At 59.5% G+C, this 11,346-nt stretch carries 10 protein-coding genes; all 10 read left to right on the forward strand.

All coding sequences use genetic code 11. The features are described from left to right. Window positions 1-224 precede the first annotated feature (224 nt). A complete protein-coding gene (locus tag ACTM82_RS07690) occupies window positions 225-473 on the forward strand; it encodes an HPr family phosphocarrier protein (RefSeq protein WP_195838595.1) in 249 nt (82 codons plus the stop codon). 234 nt (window positions 474-707) lie between these two features. Continuing rightward, a complete protein-coding gene (locus tag ACTM82_RS07695; RefSeq protein ID WP_233547374.1) occupies window positions 708-950 on the forward strand; it encodes a FeoA family protein in 243 nt (80 codons plus the stop codon). Window positions 951-989: 39 nt separating this feature from the next. Beyond that, window positions 990-1,211: a FeoA family protein gene (locus tag ACTM82_RS07700; RefSeq protein WP_006234774.1), complete on the forward strand. Its 222-nt coding sequence runs from the start codon at window positions 990-992 to the stop codon at window positions 1,209-1,211. Between the two features lie 123 nt (window positions 1,212-1,334). Next, window positions 1,335-3,662, forward strand: coding sequence for a ferrous iron transporter B (gene feoB, locus ACTM82_RS07705; RefSeq protein ID WP_441055557.1), 2,328 nt, complete (start codon window positions 1,335-1,337; stop codon window positions 3,660-3,662). Between the two features lie 177 nt (window positions 3,663-3,839). Then, entirely contained in the window at window positions 3,840-4,040 is a 201-nt protein-coding gene (locus ACTM82_RS07710) for a hypothetical protein (protein ID WP_117634210.1), read from the forward strand. 102 nt (window positions 4,041-4,142) lie between these two features. Next, complete coding sequence (locus tag ACTM82_RS07715) at window positions 4,143-6,092, forward strand: NAD(P)/FAD-dependent oxidoreductase (RefSeq protein ID WP_441032202.1); 1,950 nt, start codon at window positions 4,143-4,145, stop codon at window positions 6,090-6,092. 1,207 nt (window positions 6,093-7,299) lie between these two features. Beyond that, window positions 7,300-7,992 carry a GntR family transcriptional regulator gene (locus ACTM82_RS07720; RefSeq protein ID WP_427719797.1) on the forward strand — a complete coding sequence of 231 codons (693 nt, stop codon included), beginning with the start codon at window positions 7,300-7,302 and terminating at the stop codon, window positions 7,990-7,992. Window positions 7,993-8,116: 124 nt separating this feature from the next. After that, complete coding sequence (locus ACTM82_RS07725) at window positions 8,117-9,139, forward strand: LacI family DNA-binding transcriptional regulator (protein ID WP_441055555.1); 1,023 nt, start codon at window positions 8,117-8,119, stop codon at window positions 9,137-9,139. Between the two features lie 134 nt (window positions 9,140-9,273). Further along, entirely contained in the window at window positions 9,274-10,611 is a 1,338-nt protein-coding gene (locus ACTM82_RS07730; protein WP_427795045.1) for a glutamine synthetase family protein, read from the forward strand. A gap of 50 nt (window positions 10,612-10,661) precedes the next feature. Further along, window positions 10,662-11,324: a response regulator transcription factor gene (locus ACTM82_RS07735; protein ID WP_427728642.1), complete on the forward strand. Its 663-nt coding sequence runs from the start codon at window positions 10,662-10,664 to the stop codon at window positions 11,322-11,324. The last annotated feature ends 22 nt before the right edge of the window (window positions 11,325-11,346 follow it).

Here is an 11,346-nt window from a genome sequence, read left to right on the forward strand (position 1 = left end):
ACGGTGAGCCCGGCGCCGCGAAGCGCCCTGGCCCTCTCCACCATTCTCCTACTGTATGCCATGCGGACTCCGTTCCGGACCTCAACGGTCCAACTTTTTGTCCGCAGTCCCACACTCGAAGTGGGATGTGGTTTCCGTCCCGCTCTCGACAAGCATCTAACGCTACAATAACTACCACGTGGCTGGGTTTGGCCGGCCAAATGTGCGATGCTGCGGGAGGGGACATGGTCGAGTTTACAAAGACGATTAAAGATCCGTTGGGACTACATGCCCGCCCGGTTGCGCTTCTCTATGACATTATCGCCAAGCATCGTAGTGACGTGTCGGTCAGCATCGGCGATCGCCATACGGATGGCCGCGATATCATGGGACTCATGGCCCTCTATGGTGAGTGCGGCGAGAGCGTCGTCTTTCGTGTTTCGGGCGCGGATGAGGCCTCGTGCGTCACGTCGATCAGAAACCTCTCGCTCTAAGCGGAACAATGTGAAAAAGGGGAGAGTCCCCTCTGTTGCATACATTGGTATGACAAGGCACCGCAAAGAGACCGTCTTTGCGGTGCCTTTGTTTCGTATGGGAAACTTTTTCGAAAACTGAATAGAGACCCTTTCCAAAAAGTTAACCGCGTGTTAGTATACTATTTCGAACATAGACGCGGTTAACTTTTATCGCGTCGATGTTGAGGACGAACCGATGTTAGGAGCTCACTCATGTCTTGCGGACCGCAGATGCCGGCCATGCCGCTTTCGATGGTAAAAGCGGGCGAAACCGTGCGTGTGTCTCGTGTAAAGGGCAATGAGGACATGAAGCACCATCTCAAGGACCTCGGCTTTGTCGAAGGCAATGAGGTTCACGTGGTGAGCTCGAGTGGCGCCAACATCATCGTTACCGTGCTGGGTGCCCGCTTTGGTATCGATTCTAAAGTGGCCATGCACATCATGACCGTCGGTTAATCTGCAGCATTTCATAAAAACCGAAAGGGGGATAAGAGGATGAAGACGTTGGGTGACGTTAAGGTGGGCGAGAGCTCTACCATCGTCAAGCTCCACGGTGAGGGCGCACTTCGCCGCCACCTTATGGACCTGGGGCTCATCAAGGGCACTTCGTTCAAGGTCGTGAAGGTTGCACCGCTCGGTGATCCGGTCGAGATCAACGTGCGCGGCTACGAGCTTTCCATCCGCAAGGAGGAGGCGGCCGTCGTCGAGGTCCAGTAAGGGCCCACGGCGTATATTTCCGCAGATTAAGTTAGACATTTCTAACTTAATGCAGCAACTTTGAAGCACATTATCCAGCCTGCGCGGAGAAAGCAGCGCGGGCTCACAAGGAAGAAGGATTGAATGGCGGATTCTCAGATCCATGTCGCGCTGGCGGGTAACCCCAACTGCGGCAAGACCACGCTTTTCAACCTGATCACCGGCGCCAACGGCTACGTTGGCAACTGGCCCGGCGTCACGGTTGAGAAAAAGGAGGCCAAGCTCCTGAGCGACAAGAACGTTACCATCACGGACCTCCCCGGCATCTACTCGCTTTCCCCCTACAGCCCCGAGGAGCAATGCTCGCGCGATTACCTCATGAGCGGCGAGCCCGATGTGGTCGTCCAGGTGGTCGACGCCACCAACCTCGAGCGCAACCTGTACCTGGCGCTTCAGGTTATCGAGACCGGCCTACCCGTGGTCGTTGCCCTTAACATGGCCGACTTGGTCGAGAAGAACGGCGACAAGATCGACACGGACAAGCTCTCCAAGAAGCTCGGCTGCCCGGTCATGATGATTTCGGCCCTTAAGAACAAGGGTATTAAGGAACTGTTCGAGCAGGTTAAGAAGTCCGCTGCTTCCAAGGGCCAGGTGCCGGAGCACAAGTTCGATTCCTCCATCGAGGACGTTCTGGACCACATCGAAAACAACCTGCCGGCGAGCGTTCCCGCCAACAAGCGTCGCTACTACGCGGTTAAGCTGTTCGAGCGTGATGCGGACGCCTGCAAGCTCATCAACCTCACCAAGGAGAAGGCCGCTCGCGTGGAAGAGCTGGTCGCCCAGTGCGAGCAGGACTGTGATGACGACGCCGAGTCCATCATCACCGGTGAGCGCTATGGCGTCATCGCGCACATCATCGATGAGTGCCTCACCAAGGCTCCGGCCAAGATGAGCACCTCCGAGAAGATCGACCGTGTGGTTACCAACCGTATCCTGGGCCTGCCGATCTTTGTGGTCATCATGTTCTGCGTGTACTACATCGCCGTTTCCACCTTAGGTGGCACGGTGACCGACTTCACCAACGACCAGCTCTTCGGTACCGACGGTTGGTATGTGCTCGGTCAGGGCCGCGACGCCTACGATGCAGCCGTCGAGGCTGCGGGCGACGATGCCGACTCGGTTGACCCGGCGCAGTACGGCCCCTATGTCCCGGGTATCACCACCGTGGTGCACGATGCCCTTGTGGCGGGTGGCACCGAGGACGGCGGCCTGATCGATTCGCTGGTCTGCGACGGCATCGTCGGCGGTTTGGGCGCTATCTTCGGCTTCGTCCCGCAGATGTTCCTGCTCTTTGTGATGCTGTCCTTCCTGGAGGACTGCGGCTATATGGCCCGCGTCGCCTTCATCATGGACCGCGTGTTCCGCCGCTTTGGCCTGTCCGGTAAGTCCTTTATCCCCATGCTCGTGTCCTCGGGCTGCGGCGTCCCCGGCGTCATGGCCACCAAGACCATCGAGAACGAGAAGGACCGCCGCATGACGGTCATGACCACCACGTTTATTCCCTGTGGCGCTAAGCTGCCGATCATCGCCCTGCTCATGGGTTCCATCATCGGTGATTCTTCCACCACCGCGGCGTGGATCAGCCCGCTCTTCTACTTCCTGGGCGTCTTCGCCGTCATCGCCTCGGGCCTTATGCTCAAGAAGACCAAGCTCTTCGCCGGCCGCCCGACGCCGTTCGTTATGGAGCTTCCCGCCTACCACTTCCCGGCGATCCGCTCTTGGGCGCTGCACGTGTGGGAGCGCTGCTGGGCCTTTATCAAGAAGGCCGGCACGGTCATCTTCGCGTCCACCGTCGTCGTTTGGTTCCTCTCCAACTTTGGAAGCTACAACGGTTCCTTTGGCTTCCTGCCTGCGATGGACGGCATCCCCGAGGAGTTTATGGACTACTCCGTGCTTGCCATGCTCGGCAACCTGGTCGCTTGGATCTTCGCCCCGCTCGGCTTTAGCACCTGGCAGGCAACTGCGCTGACTGTCTCTGGCCTTGTGGCTAAGGAGAACGTCGTCGCCACCGCCGGTTCGCTGCTGTCCGTCGCCGACGCCGCCGAGACTGACCCGAGCCTGTGGACTGCGTTTGCCGGCATGTTCCCCACCATGGGCGCTTGCGTTGCCTTCGGTGCCTTCAACCTGCTGTGCGCCCCGTGCTTTGCCGCCATGGGCACTATCCGCAACCAGATGGACTCGGGCAAATGGACTGCGATTGCCATCGGTTACGAGTGCGCCTTCGCTTGGGTGATCGGCCTGTTCATCAACCAGTTCTACAACCTGTTTGTGTTGGGACAGTTTGGTATCTGGACGATTGTGGCCATCGTGCTGCTCGTTGCGATGCTCTTCCAGATCTTCCGTCCTATCCCTGCGCATGCGTGGACCGACGAGGACGAGACCAGCACTGCTTCCGCCGCAGTTTCCGCTTAAGTCCGAATAAGGATTAGCCCCTTTCCACGAGCCCGGGTGTCCCAGCGACACTCGGGCTTTTTGGTGGTGGGGGAGATGTGGCGTTTCCGCAGATAAAACCGACCAAAATAAACCTGTCCCTTTTTGGCAGGTGGAAATGGGGTAAAGTAAGTGGAGGTTAACTAGAGGAGGCTTGCTATGGCACCTATCGATATTGTTGTTCTGGCTGTTATCGGTATTGCGTTTGTCGCGGTATGCGTGCGCATCTATCGCAAGGGCACCTGCGCCGACTGTGCTCAGGGTGGCGTTTGCACAGGGCATTGCTCCAACAAAAAGACGTGCGCCGCACTTAAGGGCGTGGACAAAATCGCCGAAGACTTGGGCCGCGGTATTCATTAGCCGAACGGCGCTTGGGCATGTATGACTGCGGATACGGCAGTTGCTGATACGATAGGTGTGTTAGCAACTGCCGCCGAGCGGCTCAAACGAAAGGAACCCTGTATGGAGTCCTGTGCCTACCCGATGCTCTTTAGCCCGATCAAGGTCGGTACGACCGAGGTTAAGAACCGCGTCTTTATGCCGCCGGTGTCCACCAACTTGGCCGATCACGGCTATGTGACCGACGACTTGGTCGATCATTACCGTGCCCGTGCCAAGGGCGGCGTTGGCCTCATCATTACCGAGGTCGTGACGGTTGAGCCCACCTATACCTATCTGCCGGGTGACATGTGCTGCTACGACGACACGTTTATCCCCGGCTGGGAAAAGCTCGCCGCAGCCGTCCACGAGTATGGCTGTAAGATCATGCCGCAGCTCTTCCACCCCGCCTACATGGCCTTTAACATTCCGGGCACGCCGCGCCTGATCGCTCCGTCCTTTGTGGGCCCGTCCTATGCCCGCGAGGCACCGCGTCCTATCACGGTCGATGAGATTCACGAGCTCACGCATCAGTTTGGTGACGCTGCCGTGCGTATGCAGAAGGCCGGTGTCGATGGCGTCGAGGTCCACGCGGCACATGCCCACGGCATGCTCGGCGGCTTTTTGACCCCGCTCTACAACAAGCGTACCGACGAGTACGGCGGCTCGCTCGACGCCCGCATGCGCTTCCTGCTCGAGGTCATCGCCGAGATTCGCGAGCGCTGCGGCAAGGACTTTATCATCGACGTCCGCATCTCGGGCGATGAGTACACCGATGGCGGCCTGACCCTCAACGACATGATCTACGTCTCGCGTCGCCTGGAGAAGGCCGGCGTCGACATGATTCACGTGTCGGGCGGTACCACCATCAAGCGCGGCTCCGCGATTCCCGCCGCCGGTACGCAGCAGGCCTCGCATGCCGCCTGCTCGCGCGAGATCAAAAAGCACGTCAACATTCCCGTCGCCACCGTCGGACGCATTAACGAGGCCTGGATCGCCGAGGAGCTGATTGAGGACGGCGCTGCCGACATCTGTATGATGGGCCGCGCCAATCTGTGCGATGCCGAGTTCTGCAACAAGGCAGCCGCTGGCAACGCCGACGAGATCCGTCCCTGCATCGGTTGCCTGCGTTGCCTGAACGGCATTATGTTTGGCAAGCGCATCTCCTGCACCGTCAACCCCGATGTTGAGCGCGACGAGGCTGGCTACGAGCCTGCCGCCGAGGCCAAGAACGTACTGGTTGTGGGCGCCGGTCCCGCGGGCATGGAGGCAGCCTACATTGCCGCCAAGCGCGGTCATAACGTGGTGCTCGTGGATAAGCAGGACGAGCCGGGCGGCGAGATGCGCATCGCAGCCGTTCCGCCGGCAAAGCAGGAACTCACCCGCGTGATCAAGTATCAGTACCGTCGCCTGGCCGAGGCCGGCGTAAAGTGCGTCTTTGGCACCGAGCTTACTGCCGAGGACATTCAGCGTGACTACGCCGACTACGAGGTCGTCCTGGCCTATGGCGCCGAGCCTATCGCCCCGGCCTTCATGCAGGGCTTTAAGCAGGTTATGACGGCTGACGACCTGTTGGGCGGCAAGGCTTTCCCGGGCAAGAAGATCGTCATCGTGGGTGGCGGCACCGTTGGCTGCGAGACGGCCGATTACCTGGCCCCGTTGGTCAACGACCTGTCGCCGGCCAACCGCGACGTCACCGTCATCGAGATGACCAAGACGCTCGCCGCCAACGAGGGTGGTGCCGGTCGCGCGGTGCTCATCACGCGCATGCTCTCAAAGGGCGTTCACGTGCTGACCGAGGCCAAGGTGACCGAGATTACCGAGGATACTATCAGCTACGAGAAGGACGGCGAGGTCCACACCATCGCCGGTGCCGATACGCTGGTGCTTGCTATGGGCTATCGTCCTAACACCAAGCTGGCCGACGACCTGGCTGCAGCCGGTGTTGCCGCCCACGTGCTGGGTGACGCCAACAAGTGCGGCAACATTCGCGACGCCATCGGCGATGGCTACAAGGTCGCCTGCGAGCTCTAGTCAACCCCTTGTTGCATGGGGACAGGTTGCTTTGCACCAATTTGGTGCATGTGAACCTGACCCCATTGCACCATTTGATAAAACGCAAGCAGCGGCCGTCCCGTGTTTGGGCGGCCGCCGCTTGCGTTTTATCATAGAAAGATCATTGCCGAGCCTTAAATGCCTTTTGTCTGTGTGCCTTCCACAATCATGTTGCGGTTGTAGGCCAGGTGCAGATACATCGCATCGTGAGCGGCAGTGGGGTTGTGCGCCTCGATGGCGTCGGCCGCACCGTGGTGCGTGTGGATGGTCTCCTCGACGAGCTTTTTTGCCCGTTACGTCGATAAAAAGGGGAACGGACGCCTTGAACACACCCATCAGACGGGTAACGACGAGGTTGCCGCCATCCCAGGGCGGCTTCATGGAGTAGCGCCCGTACGCATCGAATTTATCCTCTCATAGATGTGCGGCACCAAGAGCCCCGAGTTCATACGAGCTCGGGGCTCTTTTCGTTTGGACTGCAGACGTATTGACAGACGAAAACAGTCTGCGTCCGGTATTGAGCCATACGAAAGCGAAAAGCAGACGGGGCTGAGCCGCATGCGGACGTTGGCGGCACTCGAATCTCTGCTTGAACGGAATGCAATCGTAAGGCAGGGAACCGGGCGGGCCACGAAATACGAGCGCTCATAGTCCAAAAGAATCATGGTACAAGACGGACCCCAAGCCAGCGTTGGCTTGGGGTCCGTTATATCCCGAATGGTAACGGGCCGATTATTGTCAAGTTATAGCAAGATATAGCAAAGTATAGCGACGCGCATCAAAGTGTAGTGAGCTATAGCAACCCGCATAGCGCGCCTTGATCATCAACCGTCCGTATTTCACAGCAACTTATAACAGGCTCGGGGTGTCAATTTGGGGTGCAGTAGTGCTGCGCCACGAAAAGGGCCTATCTACTACGTTTAAGCCGCAGAGGTCAACCATAGTCGGCTTTTTCGAAAATCGACAAGCTGCCTACCTGCGGTTTTGTTTTCACGGTTTTTGGTATGGCCGAGGCTATCCGTGTTAACGTAGTAGATGGGCCACTTTTGTGGCAAGGGGCCGATCTGCGGGCTAGGGTAGCTAAAAGAGCCCCGTCCCAAAAAGACTGATTGGGAGCTGGGGCGTGTCGATGCGATAGTATTACGTGGTGAAATTTGACAAACCGCGGGCTTCATCCGAGGGCTTTATGGAACAGCACCAGCATAATCAAAGCTTGCAAGATCAGGCATACAATGCACTGCGCTCCAAGATCATCTATGCCGAGCTCAAGCCCGGCACGCGCCTTTCGGCGATTGGTCTGGAAAAGGAGACGGGAATCGGGCGTACGCCCATTCGCGAGTCCTTTGTGCGCCTGCGTGAGCAGGAGCTGGTGGAAACGCGTCCCAAAAGCGGCACCTACGTCTCTAAGATCAGCATGGAGCGCGCCGAGAACGCCTGTTTCTTGCGCGAGAAACTCGAGCGAAGCGTACTCATTAAATGCTGCTCGGTCGCCACACCCGAGCAAAAGCATCGGCTCGATCAGATTCTTGCCGAGTCCGAGTCGCTCGACCATGGCGAAACGCGTCGTTTCTTTGACCTGGACAACCTGTTCCATGAGACGTGTTTTGAGATTGCCGGCCGTCACATGTTGTGGGATTGGATGAAGAGCGTCAATACGCATTTTGAGCGATACAACTGGTTGCGTATGGTGTCGCAGGATCTAGATTGGGAGCCGATTCGTCGGCAGCATCGCCGGATTCTCGAGGCCATTAAGAGGGGCGATACCGACGCGGCGAGCTATCTGGCCGAGACACACCTGCACCTGATGCCCGAAGAGCAAGGTCCGGTTATCGCCTTACATCCCGATTATTTTGAGCTGTCCAAAGACTCGGCTATCTAGCCCATTATCTCATCTGCTCGAGACGCAAAAACGATGCTGCTCACCTACAGCGTTTTGCAACCGAGAATTTTAAAAAATGCCTAAAATGGCTCAGACTGCCGACAATGGGGAAACGGGGTGCGCTATGGCGCAGATGAGAATCAAGGACATTGCCGTCGAGGCGGGTGTGAGCCCGGCCACGGTCTCGCGCTATCTCAATAACCGCCCCGGGCAAATGACCGAGGAAACCCGTGCTCGCATTGCGGAGGTTATCGAGCGTACCGGCTATCGCCCACGTGCCGCCGCGCGCAATCTGCGCAGCTCGCGTACCAACCTCATCGGCGTGATCTTGGCCGACATCGCCAACCCGTTCTCCAGCGCCATGCTCGAGGGCCTTTCCGCCAGCGCCGCCGCGCGCGGCTGCTCGCTCATGACAGCCATTAGCGGCAACGATCCCGCCAAGGAGGCCGAGTCGCTCACCAGGCTTATCGACGCTGGCGTGGACGGCCTGGTCGTCAATACCTGCGGTGGTAACGACGAGGCGATCGTCGCGGCAGCGGGACGCCTGCCCGTTGTGCTGCTCGACCGCGACGTTGCCGACGGCGGTGTCGATCTGGTGACATCTAACAACCGTGAGCTGGTCGCCGGCTTGGTAGACGCCTTGACCGCCGCTGGCAGCGAGTGCCTGTGCCTGCTCACCGAAGCAAGCGACGACAGCCCCGTCCGTCGCGAGCGCGCCGAGGCCTTTACCGACGAGCTTTCGCGCCGCGGCCTTTCCGGCGAGGTCGTCACCCTGGCCGACGGGGGCGCCACGGGCGTCGGCCGCCTAGACGAGACCATCCGCGGCTATGCAGGAAAAGAGCTCGGCCTCATTACCGTCAACGGCCTGGTTTTCCTGCGCCTTACCGAGGCGCTGGCGCAGCTTGGTCCCTCGCTGCCGGCGGGGCTCAAGATCGCGACGTTTGACGACTATCCCTGGAACCATGTGCTCTTTGGTGGAGTCACCACGGCCGCGCAGGACACCCTCACCATCGCCGAGCGCGTGGTCGATCGCCTCTCCGAGCGTATCGACGTTGTTACCACCACCGTGGGCGATGCCGCAAAGCTCGCCCCTAAGCGCATCGAGGTTCCCGGCCACATCGAACACCGCGCTTCGACCTCGCGCTAGCCGCTCGTCCGTAACTGCCTGTTCGCGCACGTTTTTTGGGCGCTTGATACGCTTTAACCCTGCGGAAACACTTTTCTGCGATAGTATCTGCGATATAGACCAGTCGAAACCCGCCCAAAAGAAAGGGGAGCGACATGAACCAGCAGAACATCGATTACGTACTCCGTTCCGTAGAGCAGCGTGACATCCGCTTTGTGCGTCTGTGGTTTGTCGACATTCTCGGCCGCCTCAAGAACTTTGCCATTAGCCCCGAAGACCTCGAGGTCGCTTTTGAGGAGGGTATTGGCTTTGACGGCTCCGCCATCGAGGGCTTTGCCACGCCCGAGGAAGCCGACATGCTCGCGTTCCCTGACGCCTCGACCTTCCAGATCCTGCCGTGGCGCCCGAGCCATAACGGCGTCGCCCGCGTGTTCTGCGATGTGTGCACTCCCGATCGCAAGCCGTTTGCCGGCGACCCGCGCGACGCCCTGCGCCGCATGTTCTATAAGGCCGAGAAGGCCGGCTACCTGCTCAACGTGGGTGCCGCGCTGGAGTATTACTACTTCCCCGACGAGCACACCCCCGAGCCGCTCGACAACGTGGGCTACTTCGACCTTTCGGTGAGCGATGCCGCTCGCGACCTGCGCCGCAATACGGTGCTCACGCTCGAGAAGATGTCCGTGCCCGTGGAGTACACCTTCCACGCCGCCGGCCGCTCGCAGCACGGCATTAGCTTGCGTCACGCCGAGGCCCTGAGCATGTCCGACGCCATCACCACGGCCAAACTCATCATTAAGCAGCAGGCCTACGAGAGCGGTTGCCACGCCTCCTTTATGCCCAAGCCGCTGGCGGGCGAGGACGGCAGCGCCATGTTTTTGCATCAGTCGCTGTTCGACCACGACGGCAACAACGTCTTTTGGGGCGAGGACGACGAGAAGTACCATCTCTCCGATATCGCCAAGCACTATATGGCCGGCATTCTGGCACACGCGCGCGAGATCAGCGCCATCACCAACCCCACGGTCAACTCGTACAAGCGCATCACCACGGGCGGCGACTCCGTGCCACAGTACGCTACGTGGGGCCTGCGCAACCGCGCGAGCATGGTCCGCATCCCGGTCTACAAGCCCGGCAAGCAGCTGTCCACGCGCATCGAGCTGCGCAGCCCCGATCCCATGGCCAATCCGTACCTGGTCAACGCCGTCACGCTGGCGGCTGGTCTGGACGGCATCGAGCGCAAGCTGGAACTCCCGCCCGAGGCAACGGCCGAGACGCTCAAGCTTACCGACCGTCAGATGGTCGAGGCCGGCTATACGCCGCTGCCGCGCTCGCTCAAAGAGGCGCTCGACGTGTTTGAGGACTCGCAGTTTATGAAGGATGCCCTCGGCGAGCACATCCACAGCTTCTTCCTCAAAAAGAAGCGCGACGAGTGGCATAAGTTTGAGTCCACGATTACCGAGTGGGAGATCAAGCATTATCTGGCGAACTCCTAATCGCGCTGGTTCGTTCCAGTACGATTGAGCTCATTTCCTTGGAGGTCGATATGTCCGAAAAGAGTGCCCTGTTCATGGCGCGCACGACGCGCTTCCACGAGTTTGCCCGCAGCTTGACGACCACCCTGGGTGTCGAGGTGAGCCTGGCAACCCCCGATTCGCCGACTGCGGCGCACGACTTTGACCTGCTGATCCTCGATTCCGATGGCATCCGCAGCGACCGCATCGATCAGATTGCCAAATGGCTCGACGACCGCGGCGGCGTTCCCATGTTGGTAATCGTCGACGACGAGGCGCTCGGCACCCTGCGCCTGCCCAATCACGCGCATGCCGACTTTGTATGCCCCACGGCGACGCCCAACGAGCTTAAGGCTCGTGCGCAGCGCCTGATGGGCGAGGAGGAGACCATCACCGCCGACGATGTGCTCAACATCGATAACCTCGAGATTAACCTGGCTACCTACCAGGTGACACTCGACGACGAGCCCATCGACCTGACGCTGATGGAGTACTCGCTGCTGAGCTTTTTGGCGACGCATCCCAACCGTGCCTACAGCCGCGAAGTGCTGCTGCACCGCGTGTGGGGCTTTGAGTACTGCGGCGGCACGCGCACCGTCGACGTGCACATTCGACGCATCCGCTCCAAGGTGGGCCCGCAGATTGCGGCACATATCACCACCGTCCGTGGCGTGGGTTATCTGTTTAAGGACTAGCTTTTCACCGCAAAGGGGGCAG

This window comes from Collinsella sp. HCP3S3_E5, assembly GCF_052067635.1.
GTDB lineage: Bacteria > Actinomycetota > Coriobacteriia > Coriobacteriales > Coriobacteriaceae > Collinsella.